General features: G+C 53.3%; 27 protein-coding genes. 12 read left to right on the top strand and 15 right to left on the bottom strand.

Going from position 1 to position 24,800, the window contains the following annotated elements:
* Positions 1–524 precede the first annotated feature (524 nt).
* Positions 525–1,094, bottom strand: a complete 570-nt coding sequence (locus FHC51_RS19270; protein ID WP_220436366.1) for a GNAT family N-acetyltransferase — start codon at positions 1,092–1,094, stop codon at positions 525–527.
* Between the two features lie 448 nt (positions 1,095–1,542).
* On the opposite strand from FHC51_RS19270, the gene FHC51_RS19265 reads away from it, so the two are divergent.
* Positions 1,543–1,725, top strand: a complete 183-nt coding sequence (locus FHC51_RS19265) for a hypothetical protein (protein ID WP_156239190.1) — start codon at positions 1,543–1,545, stop codon at positions 1,723–1,725.
* 6 nt (positions 1,726–1,731) lie between these two features.
* On the opposite strand, the gene FHC51_RS19260 is transcribed toward FHC51_RS19265, so the two are convergent.
* The 4 genes from FHC51_RS19260 to FHC51_RS19245 all read right to left on the bottom strand — a co-directional run bounded on the left by FHC51_RS19260 (position 1,732) and on the right by FHC51_RS19245 (position 6,204).
* Complete coding sequence (locus tag FHC51_RS19260; RefSeq protein ID WP_220436365.1) at positions 1,732–2,697, bottom strand: ABC transporter permease; 966 nt, start codon at positions 2,695–2,697, stop codon at positions 1,732–1,734.
* A complete protein-coding gene (locus FHC51_RS19255) occupies positions 2,694–3,674 on the bottom strand; it encodes an ABC transporter permease (protein WP_114314574.1) in 981 nt (326 codons plus the stop codon). The genes FHC51_RS19260 and FHC51_RS19255 overlap by 4 nt, the downstream gene beginning before the upstream one ends.
* On the bottom strand, positions 3,667–5,148 hold the full coding sequence (locus FHC51_RS19250; protein WP_220436364.1) for a sugar ABC transporter ATP-binding protein: 1,482 nt from the start codon (positions 5,146–5,148) through the stop codon (positions 3,667–3,669). Before FHC51_RS19250 ends, FHC51_RS19255 begins: the two co-directional genes overlap by 8 nt.
* Before the next feature lie 72 nt (positions 5,149–5,220).
* Entirely contained in the window at positions 5,221–6,204 is a 984-nt protein-coding gene (locus FHC51_RS19245; protein WP_220436363.1) for an autoinducer 2 ABC transporter substrate-binding protein, read from the bottom strand.
* Positions 6,205–6,734: 530 nt separating this feature from the next.
* Between FHC51_RS19245 and FHC51_RS19240 the strand changes: the two genes are divergently transcribed.
* The 4 genes from FHC51_RS19240 to FHC51_RS19225 all read left to right on the top strand — a co-directional run bounded on the left by FHC51_RS19240 (position 6,735) and on the right by FHC51_RS19225 (position 10,336).
* Entirely contained in the window at positions 6,735–7,880 is a 1,146-nt protein-coding gene (locus FHC51_RS19240; protein ID WP_220436362.1) for a transglutaminase-like domain-containing protein, read from the top strand.
* Complete coding sequence (locus FHC51_RS19235) at positions 7,858–8,214, top strand: mercuric transporter MerT family protein (RefSeq protein ID WP_220436361.1); 357 nt, start codon at positions 7,858–7,860, stop codon at positions 8,212–8,214. The genes FHC51_RS19240 and FHC51_RS19235 overlap by 23 nt, the downstream gene beginning before the upstream one ends.
* Positions 8,211–8,492 carry a heavy-metal-associated domain-containing protein gene (locus FHC51_RS19230; RefSeq protein WP_103822426.1) on the top strand — a complete coding sequence of 94 codons (282 nt, stop codon included), beginning with the start codon at positions 8,211–8,213 and terminating at the stop codon, positions 8,490–8,492. Before FHC51_RS19235 ends, FHC51_RS19230 begins: the two co-directional genes overlap by 4 nt.
* Before the next feature lie 272 nt (positions 8,493–8,764).
* Positions 8,765–10,336, top strand: coding sequence for a sulfatase-like hydrolase/transferase (locus FHC51_RS19225; RefSeq protein WP_220436360.1), 1,572 nt, complete (start codon positions 8,765–8,767; stop codon positions 10,334–10,336).
* A 38-nt stretch (positions 10,337–10,374) separates the two neighbouring features.
* On the opposite strand, the gene FHC51_RS19220 is transcribed toward FHC51_RS19225, so the two are convergent.
* The 5 genes from FHC51_RS19220 to FHC51_RS19200 all read right to left on the bottom strand — a co-directional run bounded on the left by FHC51_RS19220 (position 10,375) and on the right by FHC51_RS19200 (position 15,396).
* Complete coding sequence (locus FHC51_RS19220; protein ID WP_114314580.1) at positions 10,375–11,091, bottom strand: ABC transporter ATP-binding protein; 717 nt, start codon at positions 11,089–11,091, stop codon at positions 10,375–10,377.
* Positions 11,088–11,963 (bottom strand): ATP-binding cassette domain-containing protein, encoded by an 876-nt coding sequence (locus tag FHC51_RS19215; protein WP_220436359.1) that lies wholly within the window; start codon positions 11,961–11,963, stop codon positions 11,088–11,090. The genes FHC51_RS19220 and FHC51_RS19215 overlap by 4 nt, the downstream gene beginning before the upstream one ends.
* Complete coding sequence (livM, locus tag FHC51_RS19210; RefSeq protein ID WP_220436358.1) at positions 11,960–13,261, bottom strand: high-affinity branched-chain amino acid ABC transporter permease LivM; 1,302 nt, start codon at positions 13,259–13,261, stop codon at positions 11,960–11,962. The genes FHC51_RS19215 and livM overlap by 4 nt, the downstream gene beginning before the upstream one ends.
* Positions 13,262–13,271: 10 nt before the next feature.
* Positions 13,272–14,186, bottom strand: a complete 915-nt coding sequence (locus FHC51_RS19205; RefSeq protein ID WP_114317066.1) for a branched-chain amino acid ABC transporter permease LivH — start codon at positions 14,184–14,186, stop codon at positions 13,272–13,274.
* An 88-nt stretch (positions 14,187–14,274) separates the two neighbouring features.
* Positions 14,275–15,396: a branched-chain amino acid ABC transporter substrate-binding protein gene (locus FHC51_RS19200; RefSeq protein WP_220436357.1), complete on the bottom strand. Its 1,122-nt coding sequence runs from the start codon at positions 15,394–15,396 to the stop codon at positions 14,275–14,277.
* Positions 15,397–15,803: 407 nt separating this feature from the next.
* On the opposite strand from FHC51_RS19200, the gene FHC51_RS19195 reads away from it, so the two are divergent.
* Complete coding sequence (locus tag FHC51_RS19195; RefSeq protein ID WP_220436356.1) at positions 15,804–16,472, top strand: YecA family protein; 669 nt, start codon at positions 15,804–15,806, stop codon at positions 16,470–16,472.
* Between the two features lie 82 nt (positions 16,473–16,554).
* On the opposite strand, the gene tyrP is transcribed toward FHC51_RS19195, so the two are convergent.
* On the bottom strand, positions 16,555–17,766 hold the full coding sequence (tyrP, locus tag FHC51_RS19190; protein ID WP_220436355.1) for a tyrosine transporter TyrP: 1,212 nt from the start codon (positions 17,764–17,766) through the stop codon (positions 16,555–16,557).
* Positions 17,767–18,015: 249 nt separating this feature from the next.
* Here tyrP and FHC51_RS19185 point away from each other — a divergent pair, with 249 nt between their 5' ends.
* Together FHC51_RS19185 and FHC51_RS19180 are read left to right on the top strand one after the other, a co-directional pair.
* The gene (locus tag FHC51_RS19185) at positions 18,016–18,357 is read left to right on the top strand and encodes a hypothetical protein (protein WP_103822418.1); all 342 of its coding nucleotides are present in this window, start codon (positions 18,016–18,018) and stop codon (positions 18,355–18,357) included.
* Between the two features lie 67 nt (positions 18,358–18,424).
* Positions 18,425–18,664 carry a YecH family metal-binding protein gene (locus tag FHC51_RS19180; RefSeq protein WP_220436354.1) on the top strand — a complete coding sequence of 80 codons (240 nt, stop codon included), beginning with the start codon at positions 18,425–18,427 and terminating at the stop codon, positions 18,662–18,664.
* A gap of 33 nt (positions 18,665–18,697) precedes the next feature.
* On the opposite strand, the gene ftnA is transcribed toward FHC51_RS19180, so the two are convergent.
* Both ftnA and yecR read right to left on the bottom strand, forming a co-directional pair.
* Positions 18,698–19,195, bottom strand: a complete 498-nt coding sequence (gene ftnA / locus FHC51_RS19175) for a non-heme ferritin (protein ID WP_103822416.1) — start codon at positions 19,193–19,195, stop codon at positions 18,698–18,700.
* A gap of 206 nt (positions 19,196–19,401) precedes the next feature.
* Positions 19,402–19,743, bottom strand: a complete 342-nt coding sequence (yecR, locus tag FHC51_RS19170; protein ID WP_103180106.1) for a YecR family lipoprotein — start codon at positions 19,741–19,743, stop codon at positions 19,402–19,404.
* Positions 19,744–20,037: 294 nt separating this feature from the next.
* Between yecR and FHC51_RS19165 the strand changes: the two genes are divergently transcribed.
* The gene (locus FHC51_RS19165) at positions 20,038–20,676 is read left to right on the top strand and encodes an RpiB/LacA/LacB family sugar-phosphate isomerase (RefSeq protein WP_103180105.1); all 639 of its coding nucleotides are present in this window, start codon (positions 20,038–20,040) and stop codon (positions 20,674–20,676) included.
* A gap of 41 nt (positions 20,677–20,717) precedes the next feature.
* On the opposite strand, the gene FHC51_RS19160 is transcribed toward FHC51_RS19165, so the two are convergent.
* Positions 20,718–22,139 (bottom strand): MFS transporter, encoded by a 1,422-nt coding sequence (locus FHC51_RS19160; RefSeq protein WP_114314587.1) that lies wholly within the window; start codon positions 22,137–22,139, stop codon positions 20,718–20,720.
* 212 nt (positions 22,140–22,351) lie between these two features.
* Between FHC51_RS19160 and azuC the strand changes: the two genes are divergently transcribed.
* A complete protein-coding gene (gene azuC / locus FHC51_RS19155) occupies positions 22,352–22,435 on the top strand; it encodes a stress response protein AzuC (RefSeq protein WP_098946254.1) in 84 nt (27 codons plus the stop codon).
* A gap of 96 nt (positions 22,436–22,531) precedes the next feature.
* A complete protein-coding gene (locus FHC51_RS19150) occupies positions 22,532–22,783 on the top strand; it encodes a DUF2766 family protein (RefSeq protein ID WP_039030868.1) in 252 nt (83 codons plus the stop codon).
* A gap of 167 nt (positions 22,784–22,950) precedes the next feature.
* On the opposite strand, the gene FHC51_RS19145 is transcribed toward FHC51_RS19150, so the two are convergent.
* The gene (locus FHC51_RS19145; RefSeq protein WP_103822516.1) at positions 22,951–23,454 is read right to left on the bottom strand and encodes a non-heme ferritin-like protein; all 504 of its coding nucleotides are present in this window, start codon (positions 23,452–23,454) and stop codon (positions 22,951–22,953) included.
* Positions 23,455–23,998: 544 nt separating this feature from the next.
* On the opposite strand from FHC51_RS19145, the gene FHC51_RS19140 reads away from it, so the two are divergent.
* Positions 23,999–24,556 (top strand): DJ-1/PfpI family protein, encoded by a 558-nt coding sequence (locus tag FHC51_RS19140; protein ID WP_220436353.1) that lies wholly within the window; start codon positions 23,999–24,001, stop codon positions 24,554–24,556.
* Positions 24,557–24,800: the final 244 nt, after the last annotated feature.

Here is a 24,800-nt window from a genome sequence, read left to right as displayed (position 1 = left end):
TTAGTGCTGAATTCACTATCGGCGAAGGTGAGTTGATGGCTCATGATGTCCCTCTGGGATGCGCTCCGGATGAATATGATGATCTCATATCAGGAACTTGTTCGCACCTTCCCTAAGAGTCTTGTCAAATCTGAATTCCTCTTAGTTTCCAAATCATTGAATGAGAATTAAATCGAGAACAAGGTATTTTATATGTGTGCCTTCTTAGATTTTCTCAACTTACTGATCATGCTTAGATATGACAGTGATCTTCTCACATGAGCGTTCTCAGTTAAGTCGCCACCCGGCCTACATGCCATCCCTATGCCTAAAGTGACTACAATCTGTTGGAGTGACTTCTTAAGTTCATGAGCTATAACAAAAAGCTCCAGAGCCTCTTTTCCAGCGTAAAATGATGACAGAGCAAGAGACTGCAAGGTATACATAAAATTCAGAAGTAGATTGTAATCTTCAGATCCTTATACCCCCACGTGACCAATCAACTGAACCTAAATGAAGAGGCATTATTCCAAAAAGGAGATCTTTTATACGATAATCTGTACGTGATCAGGAAGGTGCTTACTGAACTTCTTGATTGAAGATTCGATGGCATCTTTTGTAATCTCAAAGAGGATGTCGAGTTCCGTTTCCCCTTTCCTTTTTGCACCAAATCGTTCATGGAATTTTATAACTGATGAATTACCCTTTCTTACATCAAAATGGGATTTTTCGAACCCTAAGTGCAACGCGTAAGTGTATAAAAGTAAAGAAGATTCTACAGCGTAATGAGATGGAGAGTCCTTTGAAATTACCCAGGAACCCCAACAAAACGAATCACCGATTTGCTCATACATTCGCACAGTCCCATATTTAACTTCATTGTGTCCTTCAATTATAAAGTAAGCTTGGCCACTGCTTTCCAAGTACGAGTTAAGCCATTCTCTTTGTTTTTCAATATCATCGGATGTTGAGCTGATAAACCGGCTTTTCATTGGATCGGTTCTTAGGTGCACAATAAACTCAGCATCATTAGGGGTCACATTCCTTAAAGTGATTGTTTTACCAACAATTTTTTCTGCTTGCATGATTTTAGGTACCATTGAGTTGCTATTCATTAGCAAAACCTCCTGAACAATAACAGGCATATCATAAAAAGTTCTTAATATAGAAGCTAGCGGTCATTATGAGAGAAGAGTATGGCCGTGATAGAAATCGATATAAATTTATTCAAGGGGAGCCGGTAAATCTTTGGTTAACTTTTGCGAGTTGATTTTAGGGGCTTGCACTTGCGTCATGTACAGTATGGTTAACGGGCTAAAATAAAGCGTTATCATATATACCCTCATTTGAGGATTTTGAGAATGACGGTAGGAAGCATCTCTGAACAACTTATACTACTAATTTATGCTAGTTTTTTTGTGCCTGAAATTCAGCGCCCTCTCAAACTTTCCTCGTATTCACCGGAATTAATCACCTTTCTTTACGACCAGCTTCGCGTTACGGATAACTATTCTGTAAAAAGGTAGTACTCGCTAATAACGACAACTTCGCGAGGGGTTCAAAATGAACAAACTGACCTTGATTACCGCGTTGGTGACATTCGCTGCATCATGCGCCTGGGCTGCGGGCGATGACGATATCATCTATGACAGCCAGGGCCATCCCATCCGCCATGATAAGCAGGATGATGATCAGGGCCAACAGCGCAGTGACGACCACACCAACCGGCGCAGCGAGCAGAATTAGCGGCGATCAGGGTTTACCAAACAGACGCGAAAGCTGCGCCCCTTTCAGGAAGATAAACGCTAACAGCAAGCCGCCCCACAGGGCCATGGTTATGTAGCTGCTCACGCCCAGAATATTGAGGCCGCTTTCCAGCATCTGGAGCAGGATCAGCGCCATCACCATGCCAAAGACTTTACCGAAGCCTCCGTCCGGATTTACCCCGCCCAGTACAGCCGCCAGAATCGACACCAGCAGATAAGATTCACCGTAAGAGGCCTTGGCTGAATTGAGTTTCGACATCATCAGCAGGGCGGCAATCACGCACAGTACCGAGGAGAGCACATAGACCCAGATAAGCGTTTTACGGGTATTAATCCCGGAGTAGTGGGTTGCCTGCTCGTTAGAGCCGATCAGGTAGAGGGTGCGCCCGAAGGCGGATTTTTCGAGGATCACCCACAGTACGACCACCACCGCCAGAAAAACCAGCAGCGGCAGCGGGATGCCGAAAATATTGGTGCTGTTAATCACCAGAATATAGTCCGGGAAGTTAGAGATCGCCGAACCTTTGGAGATGAGGATATTTATGCCTTTCAGCAGAGTCATGATCCCAAGGGTGGCTAAAATCGGCGAGACCCGCACCACGGCAACCAAAAATCCAATCACCGAACCGATCGCCAGGGCCATGACTAACCCGGCGGCAATCACCAGCAGCATGCTGCTGAAGGTTGGAGGATAATGGGTAGCGACCCAGGCCATCACCAGCCCGCAGGCGTTCATGGTGGCGATGATGGACAGGTTGATCCCCCCGGTGAGGATCGTCACCGCCATTGCGAGGGCCAGCACGCCGAGGATCGGCATTTGCGAGGCAATGGACTGGAAGTTAGCGGCTGACCAGAAGACCGAGGGTATCAGGAAGCTGAACGCGATCACCACCACCGCGATTAACACGCTCAGGTAAATCTCGACGCGATCCTGGGTTTTATTGGCGCTCATACTATGACTCCCTGACCTTTACGCTGACTCCATGCCGTCATGCTGATACTGGTGACAATCACCACCCCGGTAACGACCGTATGCCAGTACGAAGAGATCCCTAACAGGTTAAGACCGTTCTGCAGCACGGCGAGTAAAATCACCCCTAACAGGGTGCCGAGTAAGGTGCCGCGCCCGCCGACGATACTGGTTCCGCCTAACACCACGGCAGCGAGTACCGTCAGTTCGTAGCCCAGCAGAGAGTCGGGCGCAACGGTTAAGACGGTCGCGGATTGCACCACGCCAGCCACCCCGGACATCAGCCCCATGTAGCCATAGACAAACAGCTGCATTTTAAAGATGCCAAATCCCATGCGGGAGGCCGCCTCCCGGTTGCCGCCCATGGCATAAATCATCCGCCCGACGCTGGTTTTATTCATGATGAAGCCGGTTAACGCCACCACTGCCAGCAGGGTGATGATCGGCAGGCTTAAGCCATAGTCGTAGCCATCTGCGGCGGTGAATTTGAACAGCATCACTCCCTCTTCAAACCACTCAGGATAGCTGTAGAGCCAGACGCCTTTGGTCAGGTAGAGCAGCAGGCCGTAAAAAATATTCAGGGTTGAGATGGTGATAATGATGGAGGGCACGTTGAGCCGGTTGACCAGCGTGGCGTTGATCAACCCGAGCAGCAATCCCAGCCCCCCGGCCAGCGCAAACGCGAGGGCAAAGTTTCCGGTGGTACCCTGAATCAGCGTCACCATTACGTACTGTGAAATGATGGTCATGGCCGGAAAGGAGATATCGATCCCGCCGGAAATCAACACAATAAACAAGCCGCAGGCCAGAATAGTGAGCATGGCGTAGTTATTGATCAGATCGTAGATATTGCCGAGCGTCAGAAAGTCGCTGCTGGCAAACGACAGGTAGCCGCCAATCACCAGTATGGTCAGGCCTAAAAACAGCTCGTGGGTTTTGATCCCGAATTTATTAACCATTAACCACCTCCGCCAGCGCGGCTTCCGAGGTCTTTTCCGGGAGGAGTTCCGCGACGATCTCACCCTTGCGCATGACTAGAATACGATGGCTATTGAAGTAGGCTTCATCGATCTCATCGGTGATCATCAGCACCGCGATCCCCTGGCGCGACAGGGCGGAGATGATTTGATAGATCCCCGCTTTATTGGCAATGTCCACCCCGACGGTGGGGGAGTCGAGGATCAGCACCCTGGGATTGATCGCCAGCCATTTGGCTATCGCCACACGCTGGGCATTGCCCCCGGAGAGGGTATTGACCGGCAGGTTGACGCTGCCAATTTTAATGCTCAGCTGCTCGACTAAATCGGCAACGACGCGGTCCGCTTTGGCTCTGTCTAACAATTTAAAGGGCGTTTTAAGCCGTCGCAGCACGGTAGAGATAATGTTGTCGTTAATGGACTGTTCCATCACCAGGCCGGTGCTCATCCGGTCTTCGGAGACATAGCCAATCCCGGCATTGATCGCATCCCGGTTGCTGGCGAAGCGCACCGCTTTGCCTGCCAGCACGATCTCCCCGGAATCAGGCTGTGTGAGCCCAAACAGGCTCAGGCAAAGCTCTGTTCTGCCCGCACCGAGTAATCCGGTAATGGCGAGGATCTCACCCTGATGCACCTGAAATGAGATGTTCGTGTATTGGTGCTGCTTAGTGAGGTTCTTAACGCTCAGCGCTACGTCGCCTAGTTTTTCTACCGGCGGTAATAGCGCATACGAAAACTCTTTACCGGTCATCAGAAAAGCGAGTTTTTTATTATTGATGTCGCTGGCAGGCCAGGTGCCAACCAGGGCGCCATTTTTGAGCACGCTGATACGGTCGGAAATAGAGAGCACTTCATCCAGACGGTGGCTGACAAACACGACGCAAATGTTCCTTTTCTTTAAATCGCCAATCACCCGCAGCAGTCCTTTTACCTCCTGCATGGTGAGGGAGGCGGTGGGCTCATCCATAATAATCAGCCTGGCTTCCTGGGCCAGCGCCCGGCAGATCGCCACAATCTGGCGCTGGGCAATGGGCAGGGACTCCACATTGGCATTCAGATCCAGCTCCGCCTCAATGCTTTTCACGGTGCGCGCGGCGATGCGATGGATCTCACCCTTATTCACCAGCAGGTTATGGTGATGCTGGTGGATAGCGATGTTTTCCGCCACGGTGAGATTCGGGAACAGAGAGAGATCCTGATAAATAACCTGAATCCCGGCTTTCACCGAGTCGATGGGGGAGAGGTGGGAGCGGGGCTTACCGTCAATGACGATCTGAAAGCCGGGATCGGGTTTATAGACGCCAGAAATAATTTTAATCAGCGTCGATTTGCCGCAGCCGTTCTGCCCGGCCAGACAGTGGACCTCCCCGGGAAATAGCGTCAGGTCGATGTTATCCAGCGCCTTCACACCGTAGAACGTTTTGCTGATATGACCCAGTGAAATAAACGGCTCCATTATTACCTCTCAGGGGCTCACCCAGCACGCCCATATTGCGACCATCGCAGCAGGGCGTGCAGAACCAACGGATTAATACAGGCTGTCGATATTTTCTTTCGTCACGCGCAGGACTTTGTGGAATTTGATGATGCGTTTTTCGGTATCCACATCCGCTTTACCGAGGTTAGGGATCTCAAGACCCTGGGTAATCTCTTCTCCCTTCAGAACCTTGTCGGCCACGGCGGTAATGGCGTAACCCGCAGAGGCCGGGTCGTAGGTGATGCCCATGGCGATATCACCGCTCTTAATCAGGGAAGCGGCCTGAGAGGGGATCATCATGCCGTAAACAAACACTTTGCCTTTCGCCCGTTTCTCTTTTACCGCGCGGCCCGCACCAATTGGCCCCTGAGAGCCAAAGGAGACAATCCCTTTCAGGTCGGGGTGAGCTTTCATCAGGTCGATGGTGGTCCGGCGGGCATCGTCGATATTCTCGGCCACCGGCATACGGCTGGTGACTTCATGCATATTCGGGTAGTGCTCTTTCTGATATTTGACGAACAAGTCCGCCCACAGGTTATGTTGCGGCACGGTCAGACTGCCGACATAAATAACATAGCCTCCTTTACCGCCCATGGCTTTGGCCATCTCTTCGACGTTATCGGCGGCAAATTTTTCGTTATCAATAATTTCAACGTCCCAGTTGGCGCTCGGTTGCCCGGGAGATTCATTGGTTAATACCACGATGCCAGCATCCCGCGCCTTTTTAAATACCGGCTCGAGCACATCGGCATCGTTGGGGACAATCCCGATCGCCGATACTTTTTTCGCGATTAAGTCCTCAATAATTTTCACCTGCTGCGGGGCATCGGTGCTGGAAGGGCCTACCTGAGAGGCTTTAATACCGAGGTCACTGCCGGCTTTGGTGACACCTTCCCCCATACGATTAAACCAGGGCATGCCATCTATTTTTGAAATATTTACCACTTCAATTTCTTTCGCCATTGCGGAAGTGGAAAATACCATCAATCCGAGCAAACCAGCCGACAGTAATTTTGTTAAGCACATTTTACTCATCTCATACCTCTGAATGGTGGTGAAAATAAATGATAGTGATAACGTTGTTTCGCTGTTTGACCTACCCGTGTTCATTTTTAATATTAGGTGATAATAATCCTTCCCTCGCAGACTTTATCCCGGATAAAGTCAGGGGAAATAGCGAGTTAGCTCCGCTGGATTAAAGAATTAACAGTAGGGTTTTCATATTTATAATGTTATGGAACTACTGGCTCATCGCATGGACTATTATGCCAATACTCTGTTTTGGGATTTACGTCACTTATCAGGCTTCCTGCGCCATCCGCCGGGCGAAGCAACGGTATGGCGCGTTTCAGGGAAACTGCCGCTTTTTTTGACCTCAAGCCTGTACAACCGACGCTGAAAAGCGCCTAATACCGTCTCCAAAATTTCTATCATTCACAGTTAACAGGTCTGTTATTGATGAATAAATCCCATCGCTTCGCGCCAGCGCCTGTCTGCTGTGATGATCCTCTGTGCTGTCGGCCCGTTTTGCCGTCGCCAGACTCATTTTCAAGGGACAGATAGCCATGCAGCGTCGACAATTTCTTAAAAATAGCGTTCTTCTTTCTGCCGCAGGCCTGGTGGGCCCGGCCGTTGCCAGCAAGACGGTAGTGCAAAACAACGCTCCGCTTGCCGCTCCGGTGATGCGCCGCCGCTTTGTCTTGTCGCAAACCTATAAACTGGCGCCACCGCAGGGCTCCAGCGGCGTCGTTAAGCTGTGGATCCCGCTCCCGGTGGATACTGCCTTTCAGCAGATGACCGGCATGGCGTTTACCGGCAACTATCAGCAGGCCTATGTCACCACCAACAACACTTATGGCGCGAAAACTTTATTCGCAACCTGGCCAAAAAGTGAAGGCGATCTGCTGCTTCAGCTCGATCTTGAGATCGAAACTGCGGACTGGGAGCCACTGAAACATGACGCGCTGAAAAACTGGCAGGCACCGGAACAGATTATTTATCCGCTGGCGGTGAAGCCATACCTGCTGCCAACAACGCACACACCGGTTGATGGCCTGGTGCGCGAAACGGCGCAAAAAATTACCGGCGGCGAAACCGATCCACTGAAGAAAGCGCGCCTCATTTACGAATGGGTCAGCAGCCATATGGAGCGCGATAACGACGTTATCGGCTGTGGCACCGGTGATGTGGCGACCATTCTGCAAAGCGGCAAGCTCAGCGGCAAATGCACCGACATCAGCTCGGTGTTTGTTGCCCTGGCGCGCGCCAGCGGCATCCCGGCGCGGGAACTGTTCGGTATTCGTCTGGGTAGAGCCAACAAGCTGGAGCGCTACTCCGCCAGCGCCTTCGGCAAGGCCGATAGCGCGGGGGTGGCGGACGTCAGCGGCGGACAGCACTGTCGGGCGGAGTTTTATCTGGCCGGTTACGGCTGGCTGCCGTGCGACCCGGCGGACGTCACCAAAATGCGCCTGGCGGAGAAAAAAGCCCATCAGGATCCCGATGTGCAGGCGGTGAATGCTTACCTGTTTGGCAACTGGGAGATGAACTGGGTGGGCTTCAACTACGGGCGCGATTTCGAGCTGTACCCGGCGACGGAGCAGGGGGCGGTAAATAACTTTGGCTACCCCTATGCCGAGGTGGACGGCGATCCGATCAATTTTTACGATCCAAAGGTGTTCACTTACCACTATGTCTCAACTGAACAACGCTAAGGGGGCAGGCCTTACCCTGCTGACGGCAGCCGCGGCTGCCGTTACCGCCGGGCTCTGCTGCGTCGGACCGCTGCTCTACCTGCTTTTTGGCATCTCAGCGGCGGGGTTTGCCGGGCTCAGCCAGTTTGAGTTTCTGCGCCTGCCGATGATTGCGCTCTCCCTCGGGCTGATGCTGCGGGTGTTCTGGCGGCTCTATTTTTCTAAAAGGCTGTGGTGTACCGGGCGTTTAACCCTGGGGCAGATGCGTCTGCTGTTCTGGCTCTCGCTGCCGATACTACTGCTGGTGCTGTTCTACCCCACGGTGGTAGCCTGGATTTATGAGGTGATGGAATGAAACGACTATTAATAAGCGCCTGTCTGCTGCTTCCGCTGTTTGCCCAGGCCGCGAATGAAAAAGTGGTGCTGGATGTGCAGGGCATGACCTGTTCGCTGTGCGTCATTTCGGTTAACCAGGCCCTGCGTGAAACGGAAGGGGTGGTGAAAGCGAAAGCGTCGTTGAAGACACGCCAAACCGACGTCATCGTCCCGGAAGGTTTCCCGACCGAGACATTATTACAGGCGGTGGCGAAAACGGGATATACGGCAACCGTGAACCGTATTGAAAAACCGTAAATATAATAATTACGTATTATGGCTTAATTATTGTTGTCGTACTGGCGCCTTTCTGAAATATCAGGAAAGGCGCCTTATCACACGAATATTGATAAATTATGATGATATTACTTCAGTTTGATAAATATTACGTTACAAAACGTTGACCTTCCTGCCCGTGCGCTCTATCTTAGGATTAGTTTCTCCATAAATTGCTCCATTTTTATCCCTGTATCGCTTTTTATGGCGCTGGGTTATTCCCTCGCTGCGGCTTATTGTGGATTACGGTCAATATGAATATAACCGCGAGTAAATATACCCTCTGGATGCGCGATGTTTCCCTTAATCCATGGGCCGCTTTTTATTTCCTGCAATCCGTACTGATTAATTATTCGTTTGGATATTCATTCAGCCTGCTGTATTCCGTGGCATTTAGCTGTGTGCTTTTTGTCCTGTGGCGGATCGCGCCTCGCGTGCAGAAAGGGTTTATTGCCCTGTGTAGCCTGCTGGCGGCCATCTACTTCCCCTTTGAGCAGGCCTATGGCGCACCGAACTTTAATACCCTGCTGGCGCTGCACTCCACCAACTTCAGTGAGTCCGTCGAGATCCTGACAATATTCCCGTGGCACAGCTATCTGGTCTCATTGATCATTCTGGCGCTGGGCGGGGTGGCGCTCCGGCGTAAAAGTACGCCAAAACTGCCGTGGCGCCGCGTGGATATGCTCTGCCTGGCCTTCAGCGTCGCCTGTTTCTTTATGACGCCGATGAAAAATCTGGTCCACTGGGGAAACTTCACCCTGCTGGATGTGGGCTATCCGGTGTTCCGCTTCGTGAAAGACGTGGTGATCAACAACCACGAAGTGGTGCAGGAAAAAGCGCACATGCTGGAGCTGGCTAAACTGAAGGACAACTGGACCGTGCTGGCGGTGAAGCCCCGCTACCACAACTACGTGGTGGTGATCGGTGAAAGTGCGCGTCGGGATGCCTTAGGCGCTTTTGGCGGACAGTGGAATAACACCCCCTTTGCCAGCACGGTTAAGGGCACGTTGTTCACGGATTATGTCTCCTCCAGTGCCTCGACCCAAACCTCGCTGGGCCTCTCCATGGCCCGGGTGAGCGGGGGAAATCCGGAGTATCAGAATAACTTCGTCACGCTGGCAAACCGCGCCGGATTCCAGACCTGGTGGTTCTCCAATCAGGGACAAATTGGTGAAAACGATACCGCTGTCGCCAGTATTGCGAAGCGTGCGAATAACGTGCAGTTTTTACGCAAAGGTTATTATGAAGATGAAAATAATCCCCGGGATGAAACCTTATTACAGATGACGCAGCAGGTGCTTTCTACCCGGCACAGCCAAACGCAGCTGATCGTCCTGCATTTGATGGGCTCACATCCCCAGGCCTGCGAGCGCACCCAGGGAAAATATGGTGAATTTGTGCAGTCGAAAGAGACCTCCTGCTACATCTACAGCATCACCCAGACCGACACCCTGTTAAAACAGCTTTATCAGCAGCTACAAAATAGCGGCGACAGCTTCTCGATGGTCTATTTCTCCGATCACGGTCTGACCTATAAATCCCGTCTGACCGGGGGGCAGTATATGGGGCATGGTGATGCCTTCCAGCAAAACTATCAGGTGCCCTTTATGATCATGTCGAGCGATGACAAAGAGCATCGCCTGATTAAAGCCCGCCGCTCCGCCAATGATTTTCTCGATTTCTTCTCCGTCTGGACCGGGATCGAGGCGAAAGAGTTAAGCCCGAAATACCCCTTTGTCTCGGAGCAGGATGTGGGCTCTCCCACGGTGACCAACTTTAAGCAGCAGAAAGTGAATTACGCGCAGTTGCCTGACGATCTTCATTGATAACGCCAGTCAGGGAGACCTGACTGGCGGGCTTCCGCTCAGACACCGCCCAGATAAGCCTTTCTGACCTCCTGATTGCCGAGCAGCTCTTCGCCGCTGCCGCTCAGGCGGATCTGTCCGTTGACCATCACATAGCCCCGGTCGGAGAGCTTCAGCGCATGGTGCGCGTTCTGCTCCACCAGGAAAATGGTCATCCCGTTGCGCGCCAGCTCCCGCAGAGTCTGGAAGATCTGCTTCACCACTATCGGCGCTAAACCCAGGCTCGGCTCATCCAGCAGTAACAGTTTGGGGCGGCTCATCAGGGCGCGGGCGATGGCCAGCATCTGTTGTTCGCCGCCGGACATGGTCATCGCCCGCTGTTTGCGCCGCTCCTTCAGGCGCGGAAAGAGATCAAACATGCTCTGCAGATCCCCGGCCGCATACTGGTTGCCAATGGGGATGGTGCCCATCAGCAGATTCTCTTCGACCGTCATATCGGGAAAGATCCGTCGTCCTTCCGGGGCCTGCGCAATGCCGCCCGATGCGACATAGTGGGTCGATTTATGGCTGATATCTTCGCCGCAAAACAGAATTTGCCCGTCGCGCACCCGGGGCTGACCGAAAATGGACATCAGCAGGGTCGATTTTCCCGCCCCGTTAGCGCCGATCAGCGCTACGGTTTCGCCGGGATTCACCTGCAATGAAACCTGCTTTAGCGCCTGGATCACCCCGTAATAGACATCCACCTGACGAAACTCCAGCATCGCCTCACTCATACACTGACCTCGCACTCATCGGTGCCCAGATAGGCGGCAATGACTTTTTCATCGTGCTGGATCTGTTCGGGTTTACCCTGGGCGATCACATCCCCGTGGTCGAGGACGATGATGTGATCGGAAATCTCCATCACCATGCCCATATCGTGCTCGATCAGCAGGACGGTGATGTCATGGCGATCGCGCAGGAAGCGGATGATGTTACTCAGCGTGTGGGTCTCCACCGGGTTAAGCCCGGCGGCTGGTTCATCAAGACAGATCATCTCCGGGCCGGTACACATGGCGCGGGCAATTTCGAGCCGCCGCTGCTGGCCGTAGGAGATCTCGCCCGCCAGCCGGTTGGCGCAATCCACCAGATCCACCACCTCCAGCCAGTAGAAGGCCCGATCCAGGGCGTCGCTCTCCGCTCGTCGGTAGGCGGGGGTATTCAGCACCCCGGCCAGCAGGTTGCGGTTCACCTGCATGTGCTGGGCCACCAGCAGGTTCTCCACCACCGACATCTCGCGGAACAGGCGGATATTCTGGAAGGTGCGCGCCAGCCCGGCCCGGTTCACCAGATGGGTGCCGCCAAACATCTTGTAGTAGAGACGCTGGCCGAACTGCGCCGGGTTGATCCAGTCTCCCGGCTGGAATTTCTGCCCGAGGACCTGGATCACGTTGGTGGTTTTACTGCGGGTATTGAACAGAATATTGCCGCCGGAGGCTTTATAAAACCCGGTCAGACAGTTGAAGACCGTAGTTTTCCCCGCGCCGTTTGGCCCGATCAGGGCGGTGATAGAGCCGCGCTGCACCTCCAGATTGACGTCGTTTAGCGCCTTGATGCCGCCAAAATGCATCATCAGATGCTCCACGCTCAGGATAGTCCCGTTCATGGCACCACTCCTTTTCGCACCGCGAAGCCGGTACGGTTGATGCGGATAAGTCCGCGCGGTCGCCAGATCATCATTACCACCATCAGGATGCCAAACAGCAGCACCCGGTACTCCGCGAAGGTACGCAATAGCTCCGGTGTCACGGTGAGCACGAAGGCCGCCAGCACCACCCCGACGGTGGAACCCATTCCGCCCAACACCACGATGGCGAGGATCAGGGCCGACTCAAAGAAGGTGAACGAGGTGGGGTTAACGAACCCCTGATAGGTGGCGAAGAATACCCCGGCGATCCCCGCGGTAGAGGCCCCAAGGGTAAAGGCCGACAGTTTCACCAGCACATGGTTAAGGCCCATGGAACGGCAGGCAATTTCGTCTTCGCGCAGCGCTTCCCAGGCGCGGCCAATGGGCATCCGCGTCAGGCGATGCTTGATGTAGAGCACCAGCAGCACCACCAGTAGCAGCACGGCGTAGATGAAGATGAACTTTAGATTGGGGTTAAAGGTCAGGTTAAAAAACTCGTGGAACGGGACGCCGCCCTCTTTCGCCCGCCGACCAAACTCCAGCCCGAAAAAAGTGGGGGGTGGGGCGGAGACGCCGTTCGGCCCGCCGGTAAAGGTCAGCCAGTTGTTCAGCACCAGACGGATGATCTCCCCGAAGCCGAGAGTCACAATCGCCAGATAGTCACCATGCATCCGCAGCACCGGGAAGCCGAGCAGGGCGCCTGCGGCAGCGGCCATGAGCGCCGCCAGGGGGAGCATGGTCCAGAAGCCGAGCCCCAGATACTGATAGCCCAGCGCCAGCCCGTAGGCGCCGATGGCGTAAAAGGCGACGTAGCCAAGATCCAACAGCCCCGCGAGCCCGACCACGATGTTCAGCCCGAGGCCGAGCAGGACGTAGATCAGGCCGAGGATCGCCACCGTCAGCACGTATTTGGTGGCGAGGAAAGGAAAACAGACCGCCAGAGCGATAATGAGCGGCAGGATCCAGCGCATCCGGCTTTTGTACTCCGGCGGGCGCACGTAAACCCCGGCGCTGTCGCTCTCGAAACGCGCGGAGAGACGCCTGCCCGGCGCGGTCATTAAAAAGGCGCTAAGTAAAAAACGTCCTGTCATTACCGTGGCGATGATCCACGCCAGGCGTCGCCCTTCGAAGTTAAAGCTGTAGCCATCCAGCACCACACCCGCCACCGGACCGAAAATAATCAGCGCGACCATGCCCGCAAAAATGGCGTCGAGGAGGCAGCGTTTGAGTGAAAAGCCGTCGTGAGCAACGGGCTGTGAAACGATCTGAGACGTCATGTTGTTTCTCTCACACTTTGGCCACGACGGGACGGCCAAGCAGTCCCTGAGGACGGAAAATAAGGATCACCACCAGCAACCCAAAGGAGAAGACATCTTTATAATCGGTGTTGACCATGCCCGAGAACTGCGCCTCGGCGATGCCGAGGATTAACCCCCCTAACATGGCACCAGGCAGGGAGCCGATCCCCCCGAGCACGGCGGCGGTAAAGGCTTTAATCCCGATGATAAACCCGGCGTAAAAATCAAAGGTGCCGTAGTTCATGGTGATCAGCACGCCCGCCAGCCCGGCCATCGCCGCGCCAATCACGAACACCAGGGAGATAATCCGGTCGGTATTGATGCCGAGAATCGACGCCATCTTGCGATCCTGCTGCACGGCGCGACACATCCGCCCTAGACGGGTGTTGCTGATGATCCAGGTCAGCACCAGCATCCCGGTAAACGAGGCGATCAGAATGAAGACTTTGGTGTAGGTGATCTGCACAAAGCCTTCGCCAATGTGAAAGCGAAGCACACCATCGAGCATGGTGGGCACCCCTTGCTGGCGTGGGCCCTGGCTGAGCTGAGCGTAGTTTTGCAGGATCAACGACATGCCGATGGCGGAGATCAGCGGGGCCAGGCGCGTAGAGTTACGCAGCGGTTTATAGGCGATCCGCTCGATGGTCCAGCCATAGACGCCCGTTACCACGATGGTGAAGACCAGCGTGCCGAGGATCAGCAGCGGAAAAGATTCCAGCCCGAAGAAGGAGAGGAGCGCCAGGCCGATGGCGCAGAGATAGGCGGAGATCATATAGACTTCGCCGTGGGCGAAGTTAATCATGCCAATAATGCCGTAGACCATGGTATAGCCGATGGCGATCAATCCGTAGACCGACCCCAGCGTTAAGCCATTGATTAGCTGCTGCAGAAAGAAAGTTTCCATCATCGCGCGCTCGTGTTACAGGCCGCAGGTTGCGCTGCGGCCCGATGGTTATAGTGCGTCGGTATGTCGCCATACCGACGTTGAGCGGTTACTGCACTTCCTTATATTTGCCCTTGTCGTCCCACTCGTACACCACGTAGTCGGAGACTTTCAGGTCGCCTTTGCTGTCCCAGGATTTTTTGCCCATCACGGTATCCACCGAATTGGCCTTCAGCCATTCGCTGGCTTTGGCCGGATCGGCCCCGCCCGCAGCTTTAAATGCCGCAGCAATGGCCTGTACAGAGGCGTAGGCGTAGAGGGTATAGCCTTCCGGCTCGAATTTACTGGCGCGGAATTTGTCGATCACCGCTTTGCCTTCCGGGATCAGGCGCGGGTCTTTACCGAAGGTCATGTAGATGCCGTTGGTGTACTGCGCACCCCCGGCAGCGGTGACCATCTCTTCATTGACGATGCAGTCCCCGGAGAAGAATTTCGCCTGCACGCCCTGCTCACGCATCTGACGCACCAGCGGGCCCGCTTCCGGATGGCAGCCGCCAAAGAAAACCACGTCTGGCTTCTGGGCGCCGATTTTGGTCACCAGCGCGTTGAAGTCTTTTTCGCCGCGGGACAGCCCTTCATACATCACGTTCTGCACGCCACGTTTTGCCAGCGCCGCTTTGGTAGCATCAGCCAGACCCTGCCCGTAGGTGTCCTTGTCGTGAATAATCGCCACCCGTTTGGCTTTCAGCTTGTCAATAATGAAATCGCTGGCGATCTGGCCCTGCTGATCATCGCGCCCGCACATGCGGAACATATCGCTCATGCCGCGCTCGGTGATCTGCGGGTTGGTAGAGCCGGGGGTGATGGCCAGCACGCCTGCGTCGTTATAGACCTCCGAGGCTGGCATGGTGGAGGAGGAGCAGAAGTGGCCGACCACGGCTTTAACTTTATCCTGATCCACCAGACGGTTAGCCACCGACACAGCCTGCTTCGGTTCGCAGGCGTCATCGCCCTGCACCAGTTTGATCTTTTCACCATTAATGCCGCCCGCGGCGTTGATATCTTCCGCAGCCTGCGTTGCGCCGTGCCAGTACTGATCCCCGTACGTGGCGTTCGGTCCGGTAAAGGGACCCGCCACACCAATCACGATATCAGCCTGGGCGGAAAACGCCGTGACCAGGCAGCCTGCCAGAACAAGAGAAAGAGGACTTCTGATGAATTTCAGCGACATTATGATCTACCTTTTCTGAGTGATTTTTGCACAACCGTGTGTAGTCGAACGCCTGAAGGCGTACCCAATCCAAAAATGCATTGCACAATACGGACGACAAACTGCAGAAACAGGCGAGGGTGTCTGACGCATTTCCTCGACAGAACAACATTAAGCAAAATGGTTGCCAGAACGGGCAGCGTAGGGCCTTGTTTCGACAATTTTCAGTATAGAGCGCCGTTTTACGCCGCCCGGCGGCACGAAGTGAAATTACAGCGGGGATCACATCTCATTAACAACAAAGCACATAACTTGTGCAACGGTCACGATTTAAGCGGTTTTGCACCAGCAAAGACCGCGGATCATCAGGGAAGAGAACCGTTTCTGTGTTACCCTGCACCCCATTCTATTCTGCAGGAGATCTACCCATGACTGAAGGCCCGTTAAACGAAACCGAAATGGAGTGGCTGGAAGAGACCTTAATGACCTACGGTCATGATGACGAGTCCGTTATGGATGTCTCAGAACTCGACGGTATGCTGACTGCGGTGCTGTCCGGCCCCGTGGTGGTGGAACCGGATCGCTGGCTGGTGGCGGTGTGGGGCGGCGAAAAGAACATTCCGCGCTGGAAGAACGAGCGTGAGATGAACCGCTTCATCGATCTCTGCTTCAAGCATATGAACGATATCGCCGAACGCCTGAGCGACTACCCGGATCAGTTTGAACCGATGTTCGGTATGAACGATGTCAACGGTGAAACCTATACCGTGGTGGAAGAGTGGTGCTTCGGCTATATGCGCGGCGTGGCGCTGACCGACTGGTCATCCCTGCCGGAGTCGCTGCGTGCCGATCTGGATTTAATTGCCCTGCACGGCTCCGAAGAGAACTTTGAGCGCCTGGATTCTTTCAGTGAAGAAGAGTTCCAGCAGAGCATCGAGGGCATTCGTCCGGCAGCGCTGCGTCTGTATAACTACTGGATTGCCAACCCGCAAGAGCCGGTTACTCAGCAGCCGGTGATCAACGGCACCAAAGTGGGGCGCAACGATCCCTGTCCGTGCGGCAGCGGCAAGAAATTCAAGAACTGCTGTCTGCATTAACAGCGCCCGGCGGCGCTTCGCTTGCGCGGGCCTCAATATCCGTAGGCCGGGTAAGCGCAGCGCCACCCGGCATCATTGCACGTTATCCCACCTCTGGCAGCAACCCCGCCGTAATCCCGAACTGCACCAGGACTATCGCGATCCCGCAGGCAAAGACCAGACAGAGCGCAGGCTTACCGCCTGGTACCCGGTAGTTCCCTTCAGGATGGTGCTGACGGCTTTGCCAGACCAGCAGCGAGGGCAGCAGCAGCGCCAGCACCGCCAGCGCCACGCCTGCATAACCCAGCGCCATCACAAAACCCCGAGGGTAGAACAGCGCGAAGGCCAGCGGCGGCAGAAAGGTGATTGCCCCGGTCTGAATACGTCCGCTGACCGTGCGGCTGCGCTGGAACAGGTCGGCGAGGTAGTCGAACAGGCCCAGCGCCACCCCCAGGAATGAGGTCGCCAGGGCGAGATCGGCAAACAGATGCACCGCCAGCTCAACGTGCGGCGAGGCAACCACTTCGCGTACGGCCTGCAACAGCCCGTTCAGCCCACTATGGTTTGCCAGCATCCCCATGAAGCTCGACGAGTTGATACTGCCGAGGGTCACCAGCTGCCAGAAGATATACGCCACCAGCGGAATAGCGCTACCGGTGATAAAGATCCAGCGCAGCTTGCGCACGTTGCCATTCATATAGCTCACGATGCTCGGCACGCTGCCGTGGAAACCAAACGAGGTAAAAATGACCGGGATAGCCGACAGAGCCAGCCCTTTCTCCACCGGCAGCGTCAGTAAGTTGACCTTATGAATATGCGGGGCCAGCAGGGCCAGCATCACCACCAGGAAGACTATTTTTGCCGAGAACAGGAGGCGGTTGAACAGATCCACCAGCGACGTACCCACACAGACCACGCCCCCGCCAATCAGGGTAAATAAGAGCACCCCGGTAGCGGGGGAGATATCAGCGTTGAACCCGTCATTGACGCTGGAGGCGATCAACTCCCCGGCACCGCTGATGTAGGCTGCCGTCAGGGCATACATCAGGAACATCATGCTAAAGCCGGTGATCCACTGGCCAAATCGCCCCAGATAACGGCCGGCCAGCGATCCCAGCCCGGTATCGGCAGGAACGTGTTGATACACTTCGAGCAGCAACAGGGCGGTGTAACACATCAGTGCCCACAGTACGCCCAGTAACACCAGCGTAACGCCAAAACCGACACCTGCCGCCGCCAGCGGCATCGCCAGCATCCCGGCGCCAATCGTCGTTCCGGCGACGATAAAAATACTACCCAGCGTTCTGTTCTTCACGTTTTCCTCTAAAACCCTACGGCACAACGACAAAATCTGCGGCGCAGAGTAAGGGAAAAGGACGGGCTCGTCAAACCGGCGTTACAACCGCTGTAATGGAATATTTACGCTATCTAACTTAAGCGTCGCTCTGGTCATATGCCCGTAAAAATGAGGAGGTTTGCCTACTTCATAAGAGCAATGTTTTCGCTCGATAATCAGGCGTAACGTAAACGTTTCTTATAAATATTCAAAAAAAGTGAGAAGGCGATGGCGGTCAGTAATCCCTTCTGTGCGAAATGGAGTCGTTCAGGCAATTTATTGTGTCACGGGCACTGGATAATCAGCTGGCAGGGCCAGGCGCTAACCTTACCGGAGGCGAGGCAGGAAAAGGATATGGGGACCTGGGCCATCTATTCGATCATCGATCCCGAAGATGAGACCTTTGCCCAAGGGTTGCAGGAAGATGAGTGGATTATTGAAAACGTCGAATGGCTGACCGATCTCTTTTTCGACCACGGCATCCCGCTGGAGACGGCCAGCTATCGCCAGTTTTATCAAGCGGTCAATAAACAGGACTGGCGCTGCACCAGCTGTGCGGGTTGCATGTAAACCTGCGCCAGCGCAAAACGTTGCGGGGAGGAAAGGGTTAGGCTGCGCCTTTTGTTCTGAAGGGTTTATGGCATCTATTCATGGGCACGAAGTGCTGACGATGATGATCGAGTCCGGTGAGCAATACAGCGAAGAGAGTCTGATTGCTGCGATTACGGCGCGTTTTGGTGACGAGGCGCGTTTTCACACCTGTTCAGCTGCGGATATGACGGCGGCGGAGCTGTTGGCATTTCTGGCGGCGCGCGGTAAATTCATTCCGCAGGCGTCGGGTTTTTCAACTCATGAAAGTAAAATCTGCCGCCATTAAAAATTTGCGGCGCCTGATGGCGCCGCATAAATATTAATTTTGGGCATCGAGCGTCGACAGCTCTTTATCAATAAAGTACAACCCTTCACCCGATTTTCCGGCCAGAGAAAGTTTATCGAGAACCGATTTAAACAGCTTCTCTTCTTCATGCTGTTCTGCCACATACCACTGCAGGAAATTAAAGGTAGGATAATCCTGGCTGGTCATTGCTGCGTGTACCAGTTCATTAATTTTTTGGGTGATCAGCTGTTCATGCTCGTAGGTAGCGCGGAACAGTTCATCTAATGAGGCATATTCTGCAAACGGCGATGCCACCGGGTTGATGCGCGGCAGGCTGCCGGTATCCGTAAGATAATCAAAGAGACGCTGCATGTGCGTCATCTCTTCCTGCGCGTGACGACGCATAAATGCCGCCGCGCCTTCAAAACTGTGATAGCTGCACCAGGCACTCATCTGTTGATAGAGCAGGGAGGAGTAAAGCTCCAGATTCATTTGCTCATTGAGCTTGTCGATCATTTCACTTTTAAGCATGGTGTGGCTCCGTTTTATTATTAACTGGTCAACGTGAGCGTCACTATAATTTGTTATTTATTTATTTGTAAAAAGTAAAATAAATATTTAAGCGATCATAATACGAATGGGAATAAAACGCATTGCGCGCAGCTTAAATATATTAATGAGAATTATTCTGTTTCGTGTTTAGAATATTATTGCCAGCAGAAGCGCTGGCAACGAAATTAGTAATAAGCCGAGGTCGTAACGGCAGGGGCGGGGGCGTAACCGTGGCACTGATACTGGATAGTGACGGTTTTGTTCAGACACAACGAGCCGCTGATCACGCTGCAGGTTTCGATCGGCTGACCGTAGGCCTGGGCCGTGCTGTATCCCATGGCCTGACATTCGCGGGTGGCAGTGCCACTTGTTACATAGGCATCATCATAAGAGGTCTGGAATAGTGGCTGACCATAATCAAGCCTGACGACCCCCGAGGTGACATCGACGCTGCTTACTTCAGCCTTGCGGGTGATGCCGCAACCTGCCAGTAACAGCACCAGACCGACCGTGCATAATCTCTTCATAGAACACTCTGAATGCGTTGAAATAACCTATACTAACGCCAGACGTAAAGCGCAATGCCAGGAATAACCACCTGTTCTCTCTTTTCTCTTCGCCACGACCATCCGGCTCCTTCAATCATAAGCCATCCTTTTGCGAACCGGTGTTCACATCCCTCTTCATCAAAATTGTGAGCGCATCTTTGTTTTTTTGAAACTATTTTTCACTTAATTTGAAAGTGCGTTTGCTTAGTAGTAAGGTGAGTCAGGTAAGCTATTCACAGCGGGGTGCCCCGCATCGCATTCAGGAGACGAAGTATGAAAATTGCACTGATGATGGAAAACAGCCAGGCGCAAAAAAACGCCATCATCCTCAAGGAATTGAACGCCGTTGCTGAAGAGAAAGGTTTCCCGGTTTATAACGTTGGGATGAGCGACGAAAACGATCACCACCTGACCTATATTCACCTGGGGATCATGGCGAGCATTCTGCTGAACTCTAAAGCGGTTGATTTCGTGGTGACCGGTTGCGGTACCGGCCAGGGTGCGCTGATGTCCCTGAACATCCACCCGGGCGTGGTGTGTGGCTACTGCATCGATCCTGCTGACGCCTTCCTGTTTGCGCAGATCAACAACGGTAACGCACTCGCCCTGCCATTTGCTAAAGGCTTCGGCTGGGGCGCAGAGCTGAACGTGCGCTTTATCTTTGAAAAAGCCTTCACTGGCCGTAAAGGCGAAGGTTATCCGCCAGAGCGTAAAGAGCCTCAGGTTCGCAACGCGGGCATCCTGAACCAGGTGAAAGCGGCTGTGGTGAAAGAGAACTATCTCGACACCCTGCGCGCCATCGATCCAGAGCTGGTTAAAACTGCGGTTACCGGTCAGCGTTTCCAGCAGTGCTTCTTCGAGAACTGCCAGGATAAAGAGATCGAGGCCTTTGTTCGCGGTATTATCGGCTAAGTTGCTAACACTGATAAAAAGCCAGCTTGCGCTGGCTTTTTTTATGCCTGTTTTCTGGATACCGCACTGCCGGCATCTTTTACCAGCCGCAGGGTATCGACCATCCCCAGCAGACAGACCAGCGCAATGGCTACAAACGCCAGCCGGAAGCTGATGCCCGGTAGCGACGCCATCCCCAGCCATTCGCTACACACTTCGCCGATGCGGATCCCGATGGCGCCGAGGGTGATCCCCAGCCCCACTGCCAGCTGGGTGGCGGTGGAAAATAGGGTGTTGGCATAGCTCATCTGCGGCGAAGGCACATCCGCAAACGCAAGGGTACTGATGGCGGTAAACTGAATGGAACGGAACACGCCGCCCAGATAAAGGATCAGCATAATGAGCCAAACCGGGGTTTGCGGAGTCAGGAAAGCGCAGGCCAGCAGAGCCAGCACGTTCAGCGCGCCGTTGATCAGCAGCAGCTTTTTAAACCCCAGCCCGCGAATCAGTGGCGTGGTTGCCGGTTTGATGGTCAGGTTGCCGACAAAGACGGCCAGCACCAGCAAACCGGAGTGGAACGCATCCATGCCGAATCCCACCTGAAAGAGCAGCGGCAGCAAAAACGGCACGGCGCTGATGGAGGCGCGAAACAGCGACCCGCCGTACATCGTCACCCGAAAGGTGGGTACCTGCAAGGCGTCGAGGCGGATCATCGGCCACTCGGCGCGCCGGAAATGGCGCAGGGCATAAATCATGGTCACCATCCCTGTTGCCAGCAGCGCAAGGGTCATGCCTGTATTCATCTCCTGCGCCCCCATCATCTCCATGGCATAGACCAGACTCACCATCGCCACTGAGGTGGCGATAAAGCCCGGCGTATCGAACGGGCGACGGGCCTCTTCATAGATATCGGGAATAATGCGCAGCGCCAGCACGATAGCTATCAGCCCTAACGGCACGTTAATAAAGAAGATCCAGCGCCAGTTGGCATAGCTGGTAATAAAGCCTCCCAGCGGCGGGCCGATGATGGGTGCCACCAGCGCGGGCCAGGTGAGGGTGGCGATGGCGGTAATCAACAGGTGCTTAGGCGTGGTGCGCAATACGGCAAGGCGGCCTACCGGCACCATTAATGCACCGCCCATTCCCTGCAATATGCGCATGGCGATGAACTGATCCACGCTGGTGGCGAGACCGCACAGCACCGAGGCGAGAGTGAAGATTGCCAGGGCAAGGGTGAACACCTTACGCGCGCCAAAGCGATCGGCGATCCAGCCGCTGGCAGGAATAAGCACCGCCAGGGTAATGAGGTAGGCGCTGATCCCGAGATTAAGATCGACCGCCTGCACGCCAAAGCTTTTCGCCATATCGGGTAACGCCGTGGCGATCACCGTGCCGTCAAGAAACTCCATAAAGAACGCGCCGGCTACCAGCAGCGCGGCGGGAGAGATCCCGCTGGCCGCTTTGCCGGAGTGATTTTCGGTCATTTTTTCTCTGCCACTTAAAATTTTTTTTAAATATTTACGGGAACACGTTGTGCGTTAATGCTCTGAATTATATTCGTTTTTAATCGGAGCATCGTTTTGTTTTAAATAAACTGCCGTGATGAATATCACAAAAACATTGATTTTTGTGATGGAGGTCATATTATAGCCGCATCAACAATAACACCTGCATAACACTTAGCCGGAGCATACCGATGAAATTGCGCAAGATCCTGAAAAGCATGTTCGAATCCTACTGCAAGACCTTTAAGGACGTACCGCCAGGCGCGATGTTCTGATAAGAAAAACCTGCTCCGGCAGGTTTTTTTGTGCCTGTACGCCGCATCAGGGCTGACGTTTTGATACTATGACGGCCTTTCAAACAGGAGAAGCCTATGTCTCAAAACCTGAGTGCCGATCAGGAACTGATCTCTGACGTCGTTGCATGCCAGCTGGTCATCAAACAAATTCTTGATGTGATTGAAATCATTGCGCCCGCAGAAGTCCGCGAGAAAATGTCCAGTCAGCTGAAAAACATCGATTTCGCCAGCAATCCGGCCTCGGCCGACCCTGTTACGCTGCGCGCCGTACAGAAAGCCATTGCGCTGATCGAGCTGAAGTTCACGCCGCAGGGCGAGTCTCACTAAAATAAACCGGTGTTTTGAATTTACAAACGGTTTTGTGAGAATAATGTGAACGGGCGACCCTGGGTCGCCCGGAACGAGAATTACAAGAAGGTCTGCACCAGTAGGGTGGTGACGCTTTTGCAAAAAATTACCCGGCACAGGCCGGGTAATTTAGTTAACGCGCAGAATCAGTGGTGCTGACGGCTGACGACGTTAAGCAGCTGGCGATCGGTCTGTTCCAGACCCATGCCGGTGCGACGCGCCTGGCGAACTTCATCAAGGATGGTTTTGAGTAATACCCCATCCTGCTGCTGTTCTTTTTCAATATCATGCAGGAAGTTGAGCGTAGAAATATCTTTCATTTTCCGCGCTTCATCCGTTAATTGATTCAGCGTCTGACAGCGCTGCTCATACTCTTCCAGTGTGCGCTGGAAAACCGCTTCCAGGCAATTGCACTCTTCGTCAGTCATATCCACGGGTTTCAGAACCGGCATCGCGCCTGATGCTTTTAAAAAATCGAAAACGCGCATCATTTGCGTGACGTTGTTCTGCGCCTGGAGGCGCAGGAAGGTCGCGGAACCGGTTAGCTGATGTTCTGAACACCACTCGCTGAGGTGCAAAGAGAGATTTGACGCATGAAACTCGAGGTTCATCTGCGTGTTGAGCCTGGTGATCATATCCGAGACAGCCATATCCATTCCCTTTTCTTCGTTTATGTAACCAAAAAAATAATCATCATTAACGATAGTTCACTACAGAATAAAAGCATTCTGTTTTCCCTGTATGTGATCCCAAATTCATTTCAGGCATCAGGTAGAATTCATAATAACAGCGAATCCTTTATAAGAAAATCCTTATAAATATATTCTTACTAAACCTTACCCACCATCAGGAATTAAAAAAAATGAAGAATTTCGAGAAGGAAAGGGTGAGGATTTTCATCAATAACTTATTGTAATATATAAAATTTTATAAATTTAATACTGCTCGAACAATGAAATTACTTTATGTCTTTCTCCGTCGCGGTGAAATAGGCGCTTAGCAAAAAAAATGATAATTATTCCTGCCAGGTGGAATACAGAAAATTCTGGTTTTTAATAGATTTTTACAGTTGGTGAAAATTGCGCCAGATCATTTTTGCTGAAAATAGTGCGATATGTGATCCCGCTGGAAGTTTTCCGCCCTGTACGCGGTGAAAATGAAACATTGTTTTATGTTTCACTAGCGGAGTTCATTATGGCAAAAGTAGCGGTGCTGCTGGCACCCGGATTTGAAGAGGCGGAAGCGATTATCACTATTGATATCTTACGCCGTCTCCACATTGAGGTAGAAACCCTGGCCTGCGCCGAGTCGCGCGCGGTGGTGAGCTACCATAATATCCCGATGGTGGCGGACAGCACCCTCAGCGAAAAACTCGACAGTTACTACGACGCGGTTGTTTTACCCGGCGGCCCGCAGGGCAGCGTGAATCTGGCGGCCAGTGCCGATGTGGTGCGTTTTGTCGCCGCGCATGACGAAGCGGGGAAATTTATCGCCCCAAACTGTTCGGCTGCGGCGCGTGTGCTGGGCGGCAATGGCCTGTTAAAAGGGCGTCGCTATGTCTGCTCGGGAGAACTCTGGCAGGAAATTCAGGACGGCGAATATGTCGATGCGCCAGTGGTGGAAGATGGCAACCTCATCAGCGGCAAGGGGCTGGGCCATGCCTTTGACTTTGCGCTGACGCTCTCAGCACGTCTGCTGGGTGATGAAGCGCCGGTACGCGATCACGCCGAGCATATCTATTATCCCTGGTAATACGATGCCGGGCGCCAGCGCGCCCGGATCACAAGGATTTCTTAGCTAATCTTATGGACTAATCTGCTTTCCCCCTTTCTATTTGTCAGACAAATACCTGCATATTTATGTCTTTTTCCGCTGAATCTATGTACGCAATTACTGTAATTCTGCGGTGTGATGGCGCTCTCTTATGGATGATTAATTTCCCGCTAAAACTATCTCAAGCAAATGCGCTTAATACACGCCTGGCGCTAATGCCTTG

Origin of the sequence: Leclercia sp. EC_58 (genome assembly GCF_019584355.1) — a bacterium.
GTDB lineage: Bacteria > Pseudomonadota > Gammaproteobacteria > Enterobacterales > Enterobacteriaceae > Enterobacter.
The sequence above is the reverse complement of the archived record's forward strand: the minus strand, read 5'-3'. Positions and strand labels throughout refer to the sequence as shown.